The sequence below is a fragment of the Rhodopirellula bahusiensis genome (assembly GCF_002727185.1).
In the GTDB taxonomy this organism is placed as follows: Bacteria; Planctomycetota; Planctomycetia; order Pirellulales; family Pirellulaceae; genus Rhodopirellula; species Rhodopirellula bahusiensis.
Map to the genome: position 1 here is coordinate 270,518 of NZ_NIZW01000003.1, position 20,312 is coordinate 290,829.

13 protein-coding genes and 1 CRISPR repeat array are annotated in these 20,312 nt (G+C 56.6%); of the genes, 8 read left to right on the forward strand and 5 right to left on the reverse strand.

The genetic code is table 11. The annotated features are described in order from the left end of the window. Nucleotides 1-8 precede the first annotated feature (8 nt). The 5 genes from CEE69_RS06435 to CEE69_RS06465 all read left to right on the forward strand — a co-directional run bounded on the left by CEE69_RS06435 (nucleotide 9) and on the right by CEE69_RS06465 (nucleotide 6,337). Nucleotides 9-1,997, forward strand: coding sequence for a RecQ family ATP-dependent DNA helicase (locus CEE69_RS06435; protein WP_099259894.1), 1,989 nt, complete (start codon nucleotides 9-11; stop codon nucleotides 1,995-1,997). 460 nt (nucleotides 1,998-2,457) lie between these two features. After that, on the forward strand, nucleotides 2,458-3,075 hold the full coding sequence (hisH, locus tag CEE69_RS06445; protein ID WP_099259896.1) for an imidazole glycerol phosphate synthase subunit HisH: 618 nt from the start codon (nucleotides 2,458-2,460) through the stop codon (nucleotides 3,073-3,075). Nucleotides 3,076-3,107: 32 nt separating this feature from the next. After that, a complete protein-coding gene (locus CEE69_RS06450; RefSeq protein ID WP_099259897.1) occupies nucleotides 3,108-3,665 on the forward strand; it encodes a hypothetical protein in 558 nt (185 codons plus the stop codon). Nucleotides 3,666-4,280: 615 nt separating this feature from the next. Further along, nucleotides 4,281-5,297: a sugar phosphate isomerase/epimerase family protein gene (locus CEE69_RS06460; protein ID WP_233214915.1), complete on the forward strand. Its 1,017-nt coding sequence runs from the start codon at nucleotides 4,281-4,283 to the stop codon at nucleotides 5,295-5,297. Nucleotides 5,298-5,302: 5 nt separating this feature from the next. Further along, nucleotides 5,303-6,337, forward strand: coding sequence for a bile acid:sodium symporter family protein (locus CEE69_RS06465; RefSeq protein WP_099259898.1), 1,035 nt, complete (start codon nucleotides 5,303-5,305; stop codon nucleotides 6,335-6,337). A gap of 673 nt (nucleotides 6,338-7,010) precedes the next feature. On the opposite strand, the gene rtcR is transcribed toward CEE69_RS06465, so the two are convergent. Next, entirely contained in the window at nucleotides 7,011-8,627 is a 1,617-nt protein-coding gene (gene rtcR / locus CEE69_RS06480; protein ID WP_099259900.1) for an RNA repair transcriptional activator RtcR, read from the reverse strand. Between the two features lie 184 nt (nucleotides 8,628-8,811). Here rtcR and CEE69_RS06485 point away from each other — a divergent pair, with 184 nt between their 5' ends. From CEE69_RS06485 to CEE69_RS06495, 3 genes are all read left to right on the forward strand, one after another. Further along, entirely contained in the window at nucleotides 8,812-10,344 is a 1,533-nt protein-coding gene (locus tag CEE69_RS06485) for an RtcB family protein (protein ID WP_099259901.1), read from the forward strand. Then, nucleotides 10,337-11,371: an RNA 3'-terminal phosphate cyclase gene (gene rtcA / locus CEE69_RS06490; RefSeq protein ID WP_099259902.1), complete on the forward strand. Its 1,035-nt coding sequence runs from the start codon at nucleotides 10,337-10,339 to the stop codon at nucleotides 11,369-11,371. Before CEE69_RS06485 ends, rtcA begins: the two co-directional genes overlap by 8 nt. Before the next feature lie 139 nt (nucleotides 11,372-11,510). Then, entirely contained in the window at nucleotides 11,511-11,744 is a 234-nt protein-coding gene (locus tag CEE69_RS06495) for a hypothetical protein (protein WP_099259903.1), read from the forward strand. Here CEE69_RS06495 and CEE69_RS06500 read toward each other — a convergent pair. From CEE69_RS06500 to csb2, 4 genes are all read right to left on the reverse strand, one after another. Further along, entirely contained in the window at nucleotides 11,732-11,956 is a 225-nt protein-coding gene (locus CEE69_RS06500; protein ID WP_099259904.1) for a PDDEXK family nuclease, read from the reverse strand. The two genes, CEE69_RS06495 and CEE69_RS06500, sit on opposite strands and share 13 nt — an antisense overlap. A gap of 80 nt (nucleotides 11,957-12,036) precedes the next feature. Further along, a CRISPR array of direct repeats spans nucleotides 12,037-15,782; the repeat unit is 36 nt; unit sequence GCTTCAATGAGGCCGCGCTTCGTTGAGCGCGGAAAG. Nucleotides 15,783-15,972: 190 nt separating this feature from the next. Beyond that, entirely contained in the window at nucleotides 15,973-18,036 is a 2,064-nt protein-coding gene (locus CEE69_RS06505; RefSeq protein ID WP_099259905.1) for a CRISPR-associated endonuclease Cas4/Cas1, read from the reverse strand. A gap of 102 nt (nucleotides 18,037-18,138) precedes the next feature. After that, the gene (gene cas2 / locus CEE69_RS06510) at nucleotides 18,139-18,429 is read right to left on the reverse strand and encodes a CRISPR-associated endonuclease Cas2 (RefSeq protein WP_099259906.1); all 291 of its coding nucleotides are present in this window, start codon (nucleotides 18,427-18,429) and stop codon (nucleotides 18,139-18,141) included. Nucleotides 18,430-18,693: 264 nt separating this feature from the next. Beyond that, entirely contained in the window at nucleotides 18,694-20,307 is a 1,614-nt protein-coding gene (gene csb2, locus CEE69_RS06515; RefSeq protein WP_099259907.1) for a type I-G CRISPR-associated protein Csb2, read from the reverse strand. Between the last annotated feature and the right edge of the window lie 5 nt (nucleotides 20,308-20,312).

The window sequence follows — 20,312 nt, forward strand, 5'->3', positions numbered from 1 at the left end:
TGATAACGATGGAAGAAACGGGCACGGACGCCGAGAATGCTTCCATTGACGCAGACCTACTCTCCACCCGCTGGGTTCATGCTCAGCGGGTTCTGAAGGAATCGTTTGGGTTCGAGCGTTTGCTGCCACCCCAGCAGAAGGTCATTGAGCGACTGTTTGATGGTCGCAATGTGGTCGCGGTGATGCCGACGGGAAGTGGCAAGAGTCTGTGCTACCAATTGGTCAGCCAATGCTTGCCGCACCTGACCGTGGTTGTGTCGCCCTTGGTCGCTTTGATGAAGGATCAAGGCGATTCGCTGAAACGGCGCGGCATCGAGGTCGCGAGGCTGGATCACTCCGCTTCGCCGCAAGAACTGCGTTTGGATCTGCAGCGGGTTCGGTCGGGGCACTGCAAATTGCTGTACGTCTCTCCGGAACGTTTTTTCAATGAGCGTTTTCGCGCGGTGTTGGGCGAAACGCCGATTTCGATGTTGGCGGTCGACGAAGCTCATTGCATGAGCGAATGGGGGCACCATTTTCGCCCTGATTATCTACGGTTGCCGGATGTGGTGGAAGAACACAGCATCCCGCAGGTGTTGGCGTTGACCGCGACCGCGCCGCAACGCGTCGTTCGCGAAATTCGTTCCGCGTTTGGATTGGAACGAACCGATGTTGTGAAGGTTCCCACGCATCGTTCGAATTTGCATCTGCAGTGCACACAGGTGACTTCACGGGAGCGGGACGAGCGATTGTTGGAACAACTTCGCAAGGCGGCGAAGTCTCGAAGCAAAGGCGTCACGATCGTTTATGTCACTCGTCGTCGAACTGCGGAGCAGTTGGCTGAGTCGCTAAGCGAAGCGGGCCTTTCCGCGATGGCCTATCACGCGGGATTGACCAGCGAGCAACGTGAATCCATTCAGCAGTGGTTCCTGGAATCCAACAACGGCATCTTGGTCGGCACCGTGGCCTTTGGCATGGGTGTGGACAAACCCAATGTTCGCCGAGTGATTCACTACAACCCTTCGTCATCGCTGGAAGGGTACAGCCAAGAGATTGGTCGTGGCGGACGGGATGGCAAAGCGACCCAGTGTCAAACTTGGTTGGTTCCCGAAGACCAAGTCGCGATCCGCAATTTGCCGTGCAGTGATTGGCCGACGAAGGAGTCCGTGGAACGTTTGCTGGATCGATTGATCGGCCAACCGGATTCGTTTTATCTGGCGTTGGGCAAGTTGGCTTGGGAGGTGAACCTGTCATCCGGCGTGGTCGGCACGTTCATGATTCAATTGCGGCAGCGCGGGCACCTGGACTTGCTGCCCGCTCGGTATGACGTTTACCGCGTCAAACCAAGGTGCGACATTTCGGAAATTGTTTCGCGGAGTGAGGCGATTGATCCGGAGGCTGTGTCGGCGATTGTTGCTTCGCTGGTCAAAGCCAAGCGGGCGTACCGGGTCAATTTGGTGGTGGCAACGCGTCAGTATCGCGTGCCTCGAACCCGCTTGGTCGCGGCCCTGGAAGAATTGTCATTGTCCGGCATCATCGAGTTGGAGTCGTCCGAGTTGATGCATGGGTACCGCTGGATAGAACGGATCGCTCGACCCGCGACGACGGTGAAACACTTGCTGAAACGGTTTGACGCGTCGATGGAGGCGACTCAGCAACGCATCGATTCGATGATGGAGTTCATTTCCTGCAAGGAGTGTTTGCCGGTCGCGATGGCGGCACATTTCGGTTCGCGACGTTCGCGGCCCTGCGGAAAATGCTCAACTTGTCGCGGCGAGGGGCCGTGGGATACCCAGTTGAATCCGCCTGATTCGATCGGAGATTCTGCCCAAAAAGCGATGTCCGATGCGATCGCGGAGTATCCCGACCTCTTTTCAGATCCGATCGATCGGGCCAAATTCCTGTGTGGCTTGTATTCACCCGCTTTCATGCGTTTTCGCGTGAACCGGCATTTTGGCTTTGGTGTCTGTGAATCTGTTCCCTTCCCGACCGTTTTGGCGGCGATGAGGGCGAACTGATTCGTGGCGGTCATTAGCTCGCCGGGTTGTTGAATTAGTCGTTAATGACGTTTTCACGCATGTAGGATGGGCACTCTTGCCTTTTTATACCCCACATCTCGAAACACCAAAGATTAGTGTCCGATCAGAGTGGATTAGTGTTCCACCAGAGCGGTCAAGGGAACACTAATCGCCGCTAATCAAACACTAATGATTCCTCGGCAAGGGATGTTTAGCCTTAAACCGCTTGTATTCCCAACGCAAGCGGCTCCCAAAAGATGTGGGGTACAAAAAGGCACTCTTGCCCGTCAGAGTTGTGGATGTCGGCCAAGAGTGGCCAACCTGCAACTAAATCAACATGCGGTTGCGCGTCGGGTTAGGACTCGCAAGCTGATTTTATAAAACGACCCGATGCACGCCATTCCTTGACTCGTTCCCTCAAAACCACATTCCCTCGAAACCACTTTTGAGACTGGCACCCATGATCACCATCGTCGACTATCAAATGGGAAACCTCCGCAGCGTCCAAAAGGCGGTGGAACGTTCGGGCGTGGAGGCGGAGATCACCAGCGACGCCAGCCAAATCGCGGCGGCGGAGCGATTGATCCTGCCGGGCGTGGGAGCGTTTGGGGATGCGATTGGCGAGATTCGTCGTCGTGATCTGGAGAAGCCGATCAAAGATTTCATCGCGTCGGGCAAACCGTTTTTGGGAATCTGCCTGGGGCTGCAAATGTTGTTCGAGCAAGGCTTCGAGGGCGGCACCCACGAAGGACTCGGGGTCTTGGGCGGCGATGTGGTTGCATTCGAATTGCCCGCCGAGTTCAAAGTCCCGCACATGGGATGGAACGCGGTTAATGTGAAAACCGCCGGCGCGGATCTCGGCATTCAATCCGGAACGCATTTCTACTTTGTGCACTCGTACTTCGTTCGCCCGACCGATCCATCGGTGGTCGCACTGACGTGTGATTACGGTGGCGAGTTTTGTGCCGCGGTGCGTCGTGGCAATTTGATGGCGACCCAGTTCCACCCCGAAAAGAGCCAGGGGGACGGACTGCGATTGATGCAGCGTTTCGCGACCTCACCGGTCGAAGTTGCCTGATTCATTCGCCATACAACCACGAGCACACTCGCATGTCTTCTTCTATCTCGACTCCTCCCGCACACCAATTGCAAACCGAAAACGGGAGTTTGCAAATCCGGTTTGAGTGGCAACAAGATCGCTACGCCCACGTTGTTCGCTGGCAGTCGGAATCGGGCGAGGTGGTCGAAGCCCGCAGCGTGGAAGGTTCGTCCGATCAGGATTGGCCCGCCTCACCCGCACTTCAGCAATTGTCGACCGAGACCATCGAAGGCGTGCCAACGATTTTGGGAGTTGGCTGTGCCGGCAGCAGTCACTTCAGTGTCAGCGTGCAAGTGCTGGAAAAGGGTAATGGGGATGACAACGAATCCGAATCGCCCCGCGTTCGATTTGACTGGGCAGTGAGAATGACCGCGTCCGATGCCAAGGAGCATCCCGTTGCCGATTTGGGGACCCAGTACTCGGCAGAAAACATGCTCCCGGTTTCTTTGTTGGGGCAAACCCAGTCGGTTCGGCAGTCGGGGGCGAACGGCGGAACCAAATTTGTGCCGGATCAATCCGCTGGCGGTCGAACGCGGCAGTGGAGCTACGATCTGCTCGGGGCGACTTAGGGTTTTGTAGCGGAAGGGCGCGAGCTCTCCGGTGACGCGGAACCGGGCGGCTCGCGCCGCTCCGCTAAGGAGGTCGTGCAGTTTTGAAGTGCCGTGCTCGCAAGTTTGAATTCCCCCTCCTGAACGCAGAGGCCGAGCAGTTTTTAACTGCTGTGTTGCCAAGCGTTTATCATCACCCTCCCCCTGGGAGGGTCGAGCGAAGCGAGGGGAGGGTCGAGCATCGGAACCAGCGCGTAACCCTCCCCGGCCCGAAGCGGGCCGACCCTCCCAAAGGGAGGGTGAAATAAAACTGCACGACCTCCGGAGTTGGGGAGGGCCGGAATGCGAGCGTTCAGCGAGAATTCCGGGGAGGGGAGTGAGCGCCGTTTCCCATGCTCGGCCCTCACCCTCGCGTACGCCTGAACGGCGTCGCTCGACCTCTCCCCAAACTTCGTTTCGGGAGAGGTACGCCGTGTGTAAATCTGCCGAAAAGCGGCAATTAAAAACTGCACGACCTCGAAGAGGGGAAGACCGGGCGACTCACGCCGCTCCGCTGGGAGCGAATGCAAAGCAACCGACCGTTCGGTCTTCATTTGAAATACACTGTGGGTTTTCATTCCTCAGGATGCTGCCTCGATGTCGAACACCTTTCCTCGTCGCCAAGCGTTGTTGGCGGCCACCACCGTCGCCGCACTGCCCGCCTCGCACCTCTTCGCGTCCGAGTCACCCGCGACGCTGACGGCGGCAAATTCGTTGGTCGAAGCGATTCCGACGCCTCCGCTGGCGATGAACACCAGCACGCTTCGCGGACACAACTTGACCGTGCCCCAGCAAATCGAGGTCGTTGCCAAGGCTGGGTTTGATGGAATCGAACCATGGATTCGCGATCTGCGAAGCTATGTCGATGGTGGCGGCAGCGTCTCCGATCTAAAGAAACAGCTCGACGATGCGGGACTGAATGTTGTCGGCGCGATCGGTTTTGCTCGTTGGATCGTCGATGACCCCGCGGCACGCAAGGCTGGTTTGGACGAAGCCAAGCGGGACATGGAGTTGGTCGCTTCGCTCGGCGGCAAACAAATGGCCGCTCCTCCGATTGGTGTTCATCGGACGGAAGAACTCGGCGATGGCGGTGCACCTTCGCTCGAGACGATTGGGGAGCGTTACCGGGCGATTTTGGAACTTGGTGACACGATGGGCGTGACACCGTTGCTGGAGCTTTGGGGGTTCTCGCCGGTGCTGCATCGTTTGGCAGAATTGGCTTACGTTTCGACGGCGGCGTCTCACCCGTCCGCCGCGGTGCTGCCGGATTTCTATCACATCTACAAAGGCGGCAATGACATGTCGTCGCTGGGCATGATCGAAGCGTCACGCATGCCGCTGTTCCACATCAATGACTATCCCGGTCAGCCCGGCATCGATGTGATCGCTGACAAGGATCGCGTGTACCCGGGCGATGGAGTGTGTGACTTGGTCGGCACCATTGCCATGTTGCTTCGCAATGGATTCGTCGGCACGTTTTCGTTGGAGTTGTTCAACCCCGGTTATTGGAAGCTGCCCGCTGACAAGGTTGCCGCGGAAGGTTGCCAGAAATCGCGAGACGTGATCGCGAAAGCGGTGGAAGCAGCGAAGCAAGACGCAGCCGAGCAGGCTTGAACCGAATGAAACCACTTTTCGCCTGGGGACGACGGCACGGGTTTCTTCTGACGTTGGCGGTCTTGTTCGCGATTGGATTCACCGCCGCCGACTATCTTCGGCCGGTGGCGGAACAGGATTGGCTTCGCAGTGCGGTGGTGTTTGCCGTGATGTGGGCCTCGGGCCTGACGCTGCCTTTGCGTTCGGTGACCGATGCGGTGCGGCGGCCGACCGCGGTGTTGGCAGCGGTCAGCCTCAATACCGTGGCGGTCCCTTTGGCCGCATGGTGGATTGCAGGATGGATCGCACCTGAATGGAAGTTGTCGTTCTACGTGGCGTCGCTGGTGCCATGCACGCTCGCCTCCGCAATGGTGTGGACACGCCGCGCCGGCGGTGACGATTCGATCCCGATGCTGACCACGGTGGTGACCAACCTCGCCTGCGTCGGCGTGATCCCGCTGGGATGGTGGTTGGTGTCGGATACCGAAGCCGTAGCGGAACTCACACGAGGGCTGCAGGAGATCGGCGCAGCAGTCGGGGGTGACGACAGCGGTACAGGTGGCCAGACGCTGGCGAGTCAAGCGATCAAGTTAGGATTGGTGGTGGTGGCTCCTTTGACCTTGGCCCAGTGCATGCGGCGTTGGGGATGGGCCGAATGGGCGGATCGAGCCAAGCCGACGTTGTCCTGGGCGGCTCAGGGAGGCATCCTGATCATGGTGGTGTTCGGTGCCGTGACCACCGCCGACAAGTTGGTTGCCATCACGCAGGAAGGCGGTGCAGCGGTCTTTGCCCAATTGATTGCCGCCGCGTCTGCGATGCACTTGGTGTGTTTAGTAGTCGGGATCCTTTTCACGCGATGGATCTTGCGTCGCGGACGCGAGACCCAAATCGCGGTGGGGTTCTCGGCCAGTCAAAAGACGCTCGCGATTGGTTTGCAAACGTCGATGGACCTGGGCGTCAGCGTGTTGCCGATGATCATCTATCACGTCACTCAATTGATCTGGGACACCGTCGTCGCCGATGCTTGGTTGGCGAAGGGGAAGAAGGATTCCGCCGAGTGATGTGCGGTCAGGTTTTGTGTGAGCCGTTTGAAATTTGAGATCTCCCCCGCCTTTTCCAGTGCGTATGTTTTCAGTCACCTCTCCCCCGACGAAGTTGGGGGAGAGGTCGAACGGGCCGATCGAGGCCCTGTTCGGGTGAGGGGGCTATGCACCGCAAACTTGGCTTCGCAAAACGCGTGGCCCCCTCACCCGGATCTCGCTGAACGCTCGCTCCGGCCTCTCCCCCAGCTTCGGAGGTCGTGCAGTTTTCTGGTGCCGCTTTTCGGCAGATTAACACACAGCGCACCTCTCCCGAAACGAAGTTTGGGGAGAGGTCGAGCGACGCCGTTCAGGCGTACGCGAGGGTGAGGGCCGAGCATGGGAAAGGGCGCGCACTACCCTCCCCGGAATTCTCGCTGAACGCTCGCATTCCGACCCTCCCCAACTGCGTTCAGGAGGGTGATTTCAAACTTGCGAGCACAGCACTTAAAAACTGCACGACCTCCTTCGCTGAGGGAGAGGTGACGCATTGATTTAAACCACGAATCAGCGCCTGCCAAAATCGCATCACCTCCAAGCAAGCCAAGAACAACAAGTGACTAGCCTAGCGGTGCGGCGCGAGCTGCCCGGCGAGGAACCTGAGGGCTCGCGCCCTGTCTTGACGGGGATGACAGGCTGGAAGCCTATCCCACGATCAGAGCAATTCATCCCAGCTCAAGCCAAAGCGATGCAGGTACTTTCGCAGTCGGTCGGCGTCGTTGGGTTTTGCCTTCGCTTTGCGTGACTCGGCGAACAAGGTGCGGCCGGCTTGTGACAGCGATCGGCTTTGACGGCAAACTCGAACGACCTCGGCGAGCTGCACTCGGTCGAAACGATCCAGCTGTGCGATTTGCGAATCATCCAAGCAACTCGCTAAGACGTCGTCGTCACCGTGAGCATCCGTGGTTTGCCAGCTTGATCGTAGCCTGGCGATTTCTTCGTGGACCAACTCGATGGTGATGCGTCCGCCTTCGGCAAGTGTCCCCATTCGTGTCACAGCCGCATTGAGATCGCGGAAATTCGCGTTCCATGTTGTGGTCGGGTCCATCGCGAAATCAAGGAACGCTTTGCGAGCCTCTTTGCTGATCGTGACCTTCTGACCGGAGTCGCGTGTGAATTGTTGCAGTTCGTAATCGAGGTTGGGGTCGATGTCCGCGCGCCGTTCACGAAGGCCCGGCAACTGAAACGACCAGAGGTTGATCCTCGCCAACAGGTCTTCGCGAAATCTGCCTGCAGTGACTTCCGCCACCAAGTCACGGTTGGTTCCCGCGATCAATTGAAAGTCGCTGTGAATGCTTTGGTCGGAACCAACCGGGGTGAATTCCTTCTCTTCGATCGCACGCAACAACATGGCTTGTTCATCGAGTCCGAGTTCGCCGATTTCGTCAAGAAACAACATTCCACCATCGGCGGATTTCAGCAGTCCCGCACGCGCGGAGTTCGCGCCCGTGAATGCACCTTTGGTGTGGCCGAACAAGGCCGACATCGCTTGTTCGCCGCGGATCGTTGCGCAGTTGATTTCGACGAACGGGCCGAAGACTTGCCGTCGGCTGTGCTTGAGTTCGTAGATCAGTTTCGCGAGTTGCGTTTTGCCTGCACCCGTTGGTCCCGACATCAGGATCGGTGCTTTGGTTGCCAAGGTGACTTTCTCGATTCGATCGATCAATGCATTGAATGATTCGTCTTTCGTATCGATGCCACGTTTGAGGATGGAGCGTGCTTCATCGTGCTCTTGCCGAAACCGCTTGGCCAGTTCGTCGTAGCGGGACAGGTCCAAGTCGATGATTTGGAACGTCCCTTCAACCGATGCGGCTTCGTCGTGTTTCGATCGGCCTCGTCCCGGTGGCGGCGACGTTTGAATCAGACGTCCAGGCAGGTGCCGCGTCTCCGTCAGCAGGAACAAGCAGATCTGTGCGACGTGCGTCCCAGTGGTGATGTGAATCAAATAGTCTTCAGCGTCGGTGTCGAACGCGTACTCGCGAGAGAACTGATGCAGTCCCGCGTAAACCTCTTCCAAATCCCAAGGGTCTTTAAGTGTGACCGGATGAGCTCGCACGGACGTTTCGGGCGAGACGGTTTCGATGTCCTGAATCACCTGATTGGCTAGCTTGGAATAGCGGCGTTCGACGATCAGCTCGAATCGATCGACGATCAAGTCTTCTTGCTGGCAGATCGCAACGGTCGGACGCCATGTGGCCCATCGATCACGAGATTTCCGGGGTTGATCCAAATGGACTCCGAGGAAACCGATAACGACACATTTCTTGCTCATAGACCACAGTATAAATGGCGAGCGGAGAGGATAGGCAGCTTGGGTTTTTCGTGCCGCGTTTTAAATAGCCTGGATTTCGTAAGTGGTTTTAGAATAGGTCTTTAAGGGAATTGTGGGCGGTTTGGCACAGGCGGTGCGTTAGCGGTTCGTAACAACAACCACTTTTCCTTTGTTCGAGATTCACATGACGACTTCGACCAAGACCCGTCCCAGCACGGACTCGCGAAACCAGTACTCCGGCCCCGGAATGGTTGCCACCGGCGAAGCAACCGCATTGCTTCGAACGGAAACGACCCCACCGATTCGTGTCTTCGGAACCGAGTCCATTCGCGAAACTTTTGACGACTTGTGCCTGCAACAAGCGGTCAATTCGCGGTTGGCTCCCGGTGTGACGGATTTGGTTTTGAATCCAGACGCGCACTGTGGTTATGGAGCACCGGTCGGTTGCGTCATGGTCTCGCCCACTCACGTTTATCCGGGGCCGGTTGGAGTCGATATCAAGTGTTCGATGAGTTTGCTGCAATTGGATCTTCCCGCCGAAGCGATTGAGGACCGCAAGGTTCGTCGAGCATTGATTTCCACGATCTGCCAACGCACACCGACGGGGGCGGGCAAGGGACAACGCAGCGTGACCAAGGCTCGGCACGTCAACCGAACACTCGGAAAGCAATTGGTGACCGAAGGAGCAAGCGACGATGTGTGTCGCGCTCTTGGGATCCCGACCAGTTGGGCGTACCGCTGCGAGGACTCACATCATGTTGGACATGATGACACGCCGTTGGCACTCGAAAACCGACTGGAAACGATCCTGGGACATCGCCATATGAGTAACTTCAGTGACAAGATGCAACAACTGGGTTCGTATGGAGGCGGGAACCACTTCGGTGAATGTGAGGTGGTGGAAGTCGGTGACGATGACCGAGCCCGCGACGTGGCTCAAACGTTTGGTCTGATCGACGGGAAAGTTGCGTTCTTGTCACACTGTGGGTCACGAGGCTTTGGTCACAACTTGGCATCGGGGCAATTCCGCACGTTGCAAGACAAGTTTGATCGGTGGGGAATTCCGCTTCCTGCCGGTGATCGGCAATTGGTTTACGCTCCTTTGGGATCCGATGAAGCGAACGACTACCTGGACGACATGGCGTTGGGAGCTAACTTCGCGACCGTGAACCATTTGCTGATCAATGCTCTCGTACTGGAAGCGTTCCAAGAAGTGATTCCGGGAACACGTGGGAACTTGGTTTACTTCATCAGTCACAACATTGCTCGAAAGGAAATCGTGGACAATCAACCGGCATGGGTGCACCGAAAAGGTGCCACGCGGGCGATGCCAGGTGGGCATCATTCGCTTGCCGACACTCCGTTTGCAAAGTCGGGGCATCCGATTTTGTTGCCCGGGAATCCGCGAGATGGTTCAGCGGTGATGGTGGCTGATGAGGGCGCGTCGACGTCCTGTTACAGCGTCAATCATGGTGCCGGACGAGTGCTCGGGCGTCGTCATGCCAAGCGTGTGCTGGATCAAACAACCGTGGACTCAGAATTTGATTCCAACGATATCCTGAGCAATTGTCGCAAGTACCCAATCGACGAGGCCCCCGCCGCATACAAAGACTTCAACGAAGTTCTGCGTTCGGTGAAGTCCGCGGGATTGGCAAGCGAGGTGGCTCGTTTGAAAGCACGATTCGTGATCAAGGATGCGAGCAAAGCGGATGATTGAAATCAACGGACGCGAGGGCGAGGGAGGCGGGCAAATTGTTCGCTCCTCGCTCGCCCTTGCGGCGGTGACGGGGCAACCGGTTCGCATCACCCACATTCGTGGCGGTCGCAAGAAACCAGGTTTGCTTCGTCAACATCTGGCGGGTGTTCGCGCGATCCAGCAGGTTTGTTCTGGCGAAGTCAGCGGAGACCAACTTGGTTCGTGTGAATTGACTTTGGTGCCCGGTGAACTGTCCGGCGGCGACTATCGATTCGAAGTGGGTTCGGCGGGCAGTGCTGTTTTGGTAGCTCAAACCATTCTGCCGGTTTTGCTTCATGCGGACGCGCCTTCCACGATCACAATCGGTGGCGGGACTCACGCGTCTTGGGCACCACCGTTCGATTTTTTTCTGCGTTGCTACCTGCCGTTGTTGGCTCGGATGAACGCGAACGTTGACGCTGACATCGAATCTTATGGGTTCTATCCGGCTGGTGGCGGAAGGATGGTGATGAAGGTCAAGCCATCCACTGGCATGAACGGGCTTGAACTGATGGAACGAGGCGGGAGACTGAAGCCGAGTGTCACCGCATTGGTTTCCCGAATTCCAGAATCGGTCGGCCAGCGGGAGTGTGATGTGATCGCACGCAAAACCGGATGGGACAAAAAGGCGTTCCAGGTCGTTGATGTTCAGCAGGCGGGCGGTCCCGGTAATGTCGTGATGATTGAGCTGGGGTTTGACAATGTCAGTGAACTGATCATTGGTTTCGGCAAGCTCGGCGTCAAAGCGGAACAGGTCGCTCGTGCGGCGTTGCGCGAAGCACGAGCCCATTTGGCCAGCGAAGTGCCGGTGGGTGTGTACCTCGCCGATCAATTGTTATTGCCAATGGGCTTGGCGGCACGCAACGGATACCGAAGCGAATTTTGCACCGGACCGTTGTCGCTGCACAGCCAAACCCACATCGACGTGTTGCAACGTTTCTTGAACGTCGATATCAGATGCATCTCCAACGAAAACGGTACCGTCCACGTCAGTGTCGAAGGAATTTGACCGCAAATGTCCATGGCTGTCGTGGACTTTGCACGGTAAAAGCGGTACCCCGTGTGCCTTTGCCCAGTACTCGCGTGGGCTTTGTGTCGTACCGCTCGCGTAGCTTTTGATTTGCTCTTCGTGACAGCCCGATAATTCCATGATCGCTCCCAATCGTTGTCATTCTGCCGAAGTCGAGTTGTGGTTGCATTGTGCCGGAAAACGACACGAGCTAGGGCAAGTCGGTGGTGACATCATTCTGCTGAAGCGTCCCGAACCGGTTGTCGGAGGCGAGGCTGTAATCGAAACGATCATCGACGGACATTCGAGACGTTTTCCGATCGGCGTGATTCCCGACCAATCGGGCAAAACAAGACGCATTCAGATGGATTGAATGCCGTGTTGCAATGTTTCAATCAAGCGAAAGCGGTCGCCCGCGCGGAGCGCGTCGCGATCGAGCCACAGGCCTGGGAAGGTCGCGCTATTGAAAACGGTCGCATCTCGCGGTCCTTCGAGAAACTGGTTGCCATCATGGTGCCACCATTCGATACGACCCTCGAGTGTTTCGAAGACCAAGTATTCGTCGACGCCGGCGGTTTCGAGCATCTCGCGTCTTTCGCGGAAGGCGTAGATTGCTTGAGGAACCCGCGATTTCGATGATCAGCTCGGGCGGACCGACTGACGTAGCTTCAATGAGGCCGCGCTTCGTTGAGCGCGGAAAGTTCAGGAGTGTCCGGCACTGCGTCCGTCCAAGTCGCGCTTCAATGAGGCCGCGCTTCGTTGAGCGCGGAAAGGTGGCACCATCGCCGCGGCAAGACCAGCGACCTCGGGCTTCAATGAGGCCGCGCTTCGTTGAGCGCGGAAAGCGAGTATCAAAACGTGCCGCATGAAATGCGGGCATGGCTTCAATGAGGCCGCGCTTCGTTGAGCGCGGAAAGCGCGAAGCATTGGCAACGCCCCGGCGACGCAAGCCAAAGCTTCAATGAGGCCGCGCTTCGTTGAGCGCGGAAAGTTGTAGTTCGCGATAAAATATCAGCGAGTGTTACAAAGCTTCAATGAGGCCGCGCTTCGTTGAGCGCGGAAAGGAAGCAATGTATGGGTGAGCGATGGCGACCAATCTGCTTCAATGAGGCCGCGCTTCGTTGAGCGCGGAAAGCTTAACCAAACCGCTGTTCCAAAGTTCGCACGACACGCTTCAATGAGGCCGCGCTTCGTTGAGCGCGGAAAGGTGACATCCTCAACGCATGCGTCAAGTGCATGGGGTTGCTTCAATGAGGCCGCGCTTCGTTGAGCGCGGAAAGCCAAAGCGGCCCATCGTGTTGGCTCCCTTGGCGTTGCTTCAATGAGGCCGCGCTTCGTTGAGCGCGGAAAGCATCGGGTTCGGTAAATGCTTGTCAGCGAACACGGGCTTCAATGAGGCCGCGCTTCGTTGAGCGCGGAAAGGCGGGGCCGCGGCTGGGCAACAGGATCACCCGCGACAAAGCTTCAATGAGGCCGCGCTTCGTTGAGCGCGGAAAGTGCTTTGAATGATCCAGGCGGGAGGACTTCCCACGAATGCTTCAATGAGGCCGCGCTTCGTTGAGCGCGGAAAGTTCCCAATGGAACCGAGCTAGTGTTCCAGGACAAGGCTTCAATGAGGCCGCGCTTCGTTGAGCGCGGAAAGACAATCTCGCTGGCGACCGACACGGGCGTAGACTTGCTTCAATGAGGCCGCGCTTCGTTGAGCGCGGAAAGTTCACCTCAGCGGCGGATTCACCCGATCGCTGAGCTGCTTCAATGAGGCCGCGCTTCGTTGAGCGCGGAAAGAGCGTGTTTGATGTGCTTAATGTCTCGCCCCATCTTGCTTCAATGAGGCCGCGCTTCGTTGAGCGCGGAAAGGCTGCAATGTAGCGGTCGCGGTCTTCGTTCTTCATCGGGCTTCAATGAGGCCGCGCTTCGTTGAGCGCGGAAAGGCTCGCGTTGCCGTGATGCGCGCGTGAAGCTTTCCGCGCTTCAATGAGGCCGCGCTTCGTTGAGCGCGGAAAGATGATAAAGACGGCAACCTCAAACCCGCTCTGTTCTCGCTTCAATGAGGCCGCGCTTCGTTGAGCGCGGAAAGAAAGGACGCCAAGAACCACATCGACCAATCTAAGCTTGCTTCAATGAGGCCGCGCTTCGTTGAGCGCGGAAAGGGGAGTAAGCTTGCAGGTCTACGATTCCCCAGCCGTCAGCTTCAATGAGGCCGCGCTTCGTTGAGCGCGGAAAGATTATCGAGATTGACATGGTATCGCCCGAAACCGTCGCTTCAATGAGGCCGCGCTTCGTTGAGCGCGGAAAGTCGCCGTGAGTTTTCTCGTCGGCTGGTTCCATCTGATCGCTTCAATGAGGCCGCGCTTCGTTGAGCGCGGAAAGCGGATCACATGACTGCGAGGCCAATCTATTCCGGCAGGCTTCAATGAGGCCGCGCTTCGTTGAGCGCGGAAAGAGCGATCACCGCGTCGGCTCAACCAAAGCCAACTCTACTTCAATGAGGCCGCGCTTCGTTGAGCGCGGAAAGCAGAAAGAGGCCGCGAACATTACGTTGCGCAATCGCACTTCAATGAGGCCGCGCTTCGTTGAGCGCGGAAAGATCGCTGCAACAACCACGGCGAAGATGCAAAAACCAACACTTCAATGAGGCCGCGCTTCGTTGAGCGCGGAAAGACGTCGTCGACCAAATCATCGTCCAAGGGCCGCCCACTTCAATGAGGCCGCGCTTCGTTGAGCGCGGAAAGAGACTCTTCGTAAGTTCCGATCATTTCGGATTGCTGGACTTCAATGAGGCCGCGCTTCGTTGAGCGCGGAAAGTGCAGCTCGGTCACGCACTCGGCGGCCGTCGACACACTACTTCAATGAGGCCGCGCTTCGTTGAGCGCGGAAAGGGCTGCGGAATTCACGCACAATCAATGATCGAAGAAACTTCAATGAGGCCGCGCTTCGTTGAGCGCGGAAAGGAGCTGAACCGAGCCGCGCCGATGGCGACAATCGCCGACTTCAATGAGGCCGCGCTTCGTTGAGCGCGGAAAGACTCCTTCGCGAAAAAGGAACATTCAAATTCGTCTAGACTTCAATGAGGCCGCGCTTCGTTGAGCGCGGAAAGAACACATCGAGCGGCAGGGCATCACTGCCATCGGCGGACTTCAATGAGGCCGCGCTTCGTTGAGCGCGGAAAGAACGAGTCATACAACTGGTCGAGCAATCCTGAGTCACTTCAATGAGGCCGCGCTTCGTTGAGCGCGGAAAGAACAAGTTGGTCGGACGTTAGTAGCCTGCCACGCCACACTTCAATGAGGCCGCGCTTCGTTGAGCGCGGAAAGTCAAGTGCGCCGCGAATCGCATTGACCGCGTTCTCATCACTTCAATGAGGCCGCGCTTCGTTGAGCGCGGAAAGAGCACCCAGTCAAGCTGGATATCTGCGTCATCGAAACAACTTCAATGAGGCCGCGCTTCGTTGAGCGCGGAAAGTGGGAGAAGCACCTCGACAGCGTCCACAGCAGCCATCACTTCAATGAGGCCGCGCTTCGTTGAGCGCGGAAAGCCTTTGATTGGTGTTTGTGATTGGTTCGATGCGACGGGTACTTCAATGAGGCCGCGCTTCGTTGAGCGCGGAAAGTATTGCGAGACACTGCCGCCGGTCGAGCCACCATAGGACTTCAATGAGGCCGCGCTTCGTTGAGCGCGGAAAGACTGGTGATGGCGAATCTTTAATTGCTGACTCCGACACACTTCAATGAGGCCGCGCTTCGTTGAGCGCGGAAAGCCGTAGTAACCCACATCGGCAAGAATTGAATGGGCTTTTCACTTCAATGAGGCCGCGCTTCGTTGAGCGCGGAAAGAGCCTGAGCGTGCCGGTTACGTTTACGAAAAGGCATCACTTCAATGAGGCCGCGCTTCGTTGAGCGCGGAAAGTGAGTAGTGCGGAAAGCAACGCCAGATCAACCGGCTTACTTCAATGAGGCCGCGCTTCGTTGAGCGCGGAAAGTCGTCGACGCGAGCGATCACACTCTATGATCCTGTACTTCAATGAGGCCGCGCTTCGTTGAGCGCGGAAAGACCAGCGCTTGTCGAATACTGGCTCAGTACAACTGTAACTTCAATGAGGCCGCGCTTCGTTGAGCGCGGAAAGTGGATATTTCAGACGGAATGAAAACTTGCAATGGCTGACTTCAATGAGGCCGCGCTTCGTTGAGCGCGGAAAGTCGGCCCTAAGCGGTTGGTGTTCCCCGCGAAGTCTAACTTCAATGAGGCCGCGCTTCGTTGAGCGCGGAAAGCTACGTCTTCGATCGGCGTTACTTCAAGTTGAGCTTACTTCAATGAGGCCGCGCTTCGTTGAGCGCGGAAAGCAACGGATCGAAGAGAGGGAGGCTGGCTTGGCTAAACTTCAATGAGGCCGCGCTTCGTTGAGCGCGGAAAGAGCCCCTGTCGGAGCTAGCGGAAAAGGTATCGTTTTTGAACGGAGTTGCGAGCGGTGTTGCTTGGCGACTCGGTTGGGGCTCATGCTTTTGCTCGGAAAAGTGTGGTTTTCTTCGTGTTTTACGGGCTCGCGAGTGCCGCCCAGGATTGGCTCGGCACTGGACCGCTCGCGTCGGTGTCGCGAGTGTTGCTCAACGGGTGATGAACACAGGGTATTCGCTAATCTCTCCTGTCAACCATCTTCCGAGCAGCCTCGTCTGGATTTCCAGGAGCCTTCTGTAGCTGACACGATAACCAAACAACGGGTGAGTGACGAGCGCATCCATCCGTTGTTCATAGGCCATGAGGAATCCTTTCCGTCCCGCATCACTGAGGACCACCGATTTGCCTGCGACGATGAAATGCTCGGGTATCACCATGCGGTTGTTGATTGCAGTCAGCACGACGCTTTCGGCAATCAGTGGGCGAAAGGGTTCCATCAGATCGAGCGCCAAGGCTGGTTTGCCCGGTTTCACTTGATGATAAAAACCGAGGTAAGGATCCAGTCCCACAATTGTTGAGGCAATCGTGCAGTCTTTGGTCAACAAACTGTACGCAAGTGATAGCAACGCATTGACCGGATCGCGGGGCGGACGACGATTGCGTCCACGAAAGTCAAATGCGGGGCGGCGTTCACTTAACGCGGATCCAGGATCCGTTTCAATATCACATTTGACTTTCAGCATCCCTGTGAACTGTGAGAAATAGATTCGTGCGGCGGTCCCCTCGAGCCCCAGCAGCGAGGCCAGCGAATCTGCTTTCAGCACTCGTTCGGAGAGTCGTTTCAGTTCTGCCAGTACCGTGCGAGGTGGCTCAACGTGATTTCGCATCAACAGCGTTCGACTGTTGCGAATTTTGCCGCGGACCAGTTCACGGGCGAGTCGCAGGCAGGTGACGGGATCGTCCGCCTTTCGAAACTGCTCTCGCCGAACCAAGATGTTCTTCACGCCAAGTGGTTGGGTGGTGCCGTAAAACCAGCCACGCCGTGTGAAGTATGCTACCGGGATGTTCATGTGCAAAAGGTGCTGAACAGCTTGAGTGGACAACTGGATGTTGCCAAATAGGCTGAGTTGATTGATCTCGCGCAATCGAACCTGTTGGATCACTTTGCGATCCTCTTTGACAATCAACAGGTCATCCTTTTTGCCAATCATCAAGCCCTGTTGATTCAAGTACAACGGGCGACGTTCGTCTCGTGCTGTGATCATCGGCCGAACTGCGACGTCACTGGTCGCCGGCGGGGCGTCCGCGTCGTGTTCGTGGATGACTGGCATCAGCGAGCGAGTCTCATCAGGGAGACAGATTTTCAACAGCGAGCACTTGGCACACTTGGGGCTGTCTTCCAGCGGTGCCGGTATTTGGCGAGACTCAAACAGTTGTCTGGCGTTTTGAATCGCCTTGGCAGTTTGATTTTCGAGTTCGGAATCCAAGCGAACGACGACTCGTTGCCGCGTGGTGTTGAAGTACAACACGCCTTCGTTGACTCGATAGCCGTTGTCACGTAGCAAGGCTGCCTGGAGCGAGATTTGAACTTTCTCGGGTGGCCATGCATCGAGCGATCCATCTGACATCTTCTTGGGGCGACCGCGTTTGTAGTCCACTGGTGTGGCAACGTCTCCAGTGGCTTCGACCAAATCGAGTTTTCCAATCACGCCCAATGCATCGCTGCTGAGGGTAACCGAGCGAGCATGAATTGTTGCCGGTGATTCGTCCTCCTGCTCACGATCGTTGGCTGTTTCTGCGCCGTGTTCTTTGGATGGAGGACGTGAGGAATTGGGCGATGCATCGTCGACCGGAGAGGATGTGTCGTCTTCGGAATCGTCCTCGGGGTCAACGAACAGAGTTGGCGGTTGAATGTGTTTGCGGCGTTTGCGTTTGGGTTGTGGCAGTTGCTCCATCAATGCATCCGCGGGCGGATCGTCCAGTTCTTCCGCGGCAAAGGAGAGATCGTTGCTTGGGGCTGGTTCGTTCACGGACGGTAGGTGCCCGTTGCCCGAGTCCACTCGGCGGTGCACGATGCCACCATCGATCGTTTCATAGCTGTCTGCGAATTGGCCTTCGACGTGCATCAAGTAAAACAGACGAGGGCAATAGACGAACTCGTTGATCATTCGGACCGGTAGGTACTCCGTGAATTTTTCCGTGCGTTTGGGATCGTCCGTGGATTCTGAAACGGAAGGTGAGTCATGGAGTTCGTGATCGGTAGAACGAATCATGGCGGTCAACCTCGTCGGGCAGGATGAGCGTGTGGGCGGAAGTCGGCCGATCGTTTGGCGGATGGTTTTCTGGTGGTGCGAAACGATGGCGAGGCGAATCGACTAGATGACCAGGCAGGGCGCGGCCATGGCGGAGTAGGGCTGGCCAATGGCTTCGACCAAGTCATCGCGGCGGGAGGCGGCTGGGCCCAGGTCGATGACTAGGACTTGGTCTTCTTTGTGGTGAATGATCTCGGCCAATTCCGCTTTGCAGCGGAGCAGGTCGGTCTCGGTGAGTTGGCACTCAAAGACGCTGTATTGCAGATGATCGCCCCAGTTTCGCAAGCAGCGAAAGGTGTGACGAAGACGCTTGGGATCACAGACGTCGTAGGTGATCAGGTAAATGCGTCGCATGGTGAAGCATTCTCCTCATTCGGACGGTTGGTTAACCCTCCGTGCGGCAATCCACTCTAGCTCGAGGGGGGGTGAGGACAAGCGAAAATTACGATTTTTGAGCGTTTCGGGGCAAGCATGTTGTTGAATGGCAATGGCCCGAGTAAGCACGAATCTTCCATCCCGTCCAGCGTTCGGTAGCGATCCCAGAACGCCGAACGGCAGGAAGAAGTGTTGATAGAAAACAACCAACTTGAGAAAGAACAGATCGTTCGAGGTTTCGAATTAGATACTGCGGAAGAGGCCCAACCCAAAGTGGCTGGCATATCCGAGCGCGAGAGGGACGCTCCCTTGCGGTGATGCGAATCGTATGGTCGCTCCCCAACTGCGAGCAAATCTTGGCTGTGGTTTCCCGGGTTTTCGTTGAAGTACGTAACCCTTTAGCCCTCTCTCAACCATTTTCTGATCGCACCAGACATCAATGCTCTCGGGCTCGCTGAATCCACGTTCGAGCAGTTCTTCACGGATTTGTCCTTGAACAGATTTCTTCCCACGGCTGAGGTATTTCCTGAGCACCATTGGAGCAACTGATTCAAAAACCTGCCCTCCGTAACGAGGAAACGCACCTTGGTGTTGGGAGGGCAGTGAGTCGACTAATTCCGGGAGTGTCCCTTCGCCCACGAGGTTGACAGATAGTTTTTTAATCCCTTTTGCATAGGCCCAACGGATATTGGAAACTGCTTGGATGGCATATTCTGAAAATCGTCCGGGCGCATGGACTAGGACATGGTCAATTTGTCCACGTCCGAACAAGGATAGCGGCAACCAATGAGCGTGCTTGTGCGATCCCGGGAGAGGACGTCCGTCGGCAGTTGTTCCAGTGATCTCCGGTAGATACCCGAATCCTAGTTTGTCCGTTTGCCGAACAGCCTCAGCGTGAAGCAATTCCATCAGCGGGAGGCAACGTTTCATCAATGGTCGCACGTTCCCCTGTTTGCCCTCACCGTCAATCGACAACAGTAAAGTGTCAGTTGATGTGAGTGCGTTGGTGTTCACCCGGGAACTAATGGTCCTTGAAGACGCCGCAGGTTGCGGTGTTTCATAATCAATCCAGTGACTCCCAGGTGGTCGAGGCCATCCAGCAGATTGCCAAGTGCTGTTGTCCGTTTGCAAAGCGGACACGAGGTCAATTGGATATTGAGCGGCGGCTTTATTGCGAGCCTTCTTGATTATTGCTGGTGACGCCGTTTTGTTTTTGTTCTCTGCTGCACGGACGACTTCCCGTTCAGCTCGATCTCCGGCGGTTGCCACCGCGGTTTTTCGCCACTCGGCGTATTGGTTTTTGGCAACTGGTGAAAGAAGCTGCGTTCGTTCTTCCGTCGAGTCTGATGCAGGAACGCACCAGTTTCTCTGCTCGTTGAGCTCTTCGGCGTCTTGAGTGGAAAGCAAGGATGCTTCGACCCAGCTTTCTGCTCTACCGAGGTATGCGAGAGCTTCGACGAGTTGTTGGAGCATAGTCCGTTCCTCATTGTCGAGATCGGTCTCGAACCGAACCAACAGTTTGCTATTTGGTTGGTGGAAACGCAGGTACGTGTCAAATACCTTGGCCTTCTTTTCGGCTTTCCCGTCTCGAACGGGCATGTAATGCCGGGTGTGCGTCTCGGTCCATGTCGCTGGTAGACAAAATGCCGGTTCGCTTTGCGATAGCTTTTCGAGCAACGTTTTTGCATTCGAGGGCAATTCGTCTGACCAGCCCAGCTTGTTGTATCCGACGGCTATCAGGGCCCGTAGGATTCGCCAGGGACAAGGTGGCCATTCGATTTGTCCTTCGTTGACATGCGCTCCCCATGGGGTGGCATGGTAGCGATTGGCAACGAATTCAATTGAAATAACAACCATGGGAC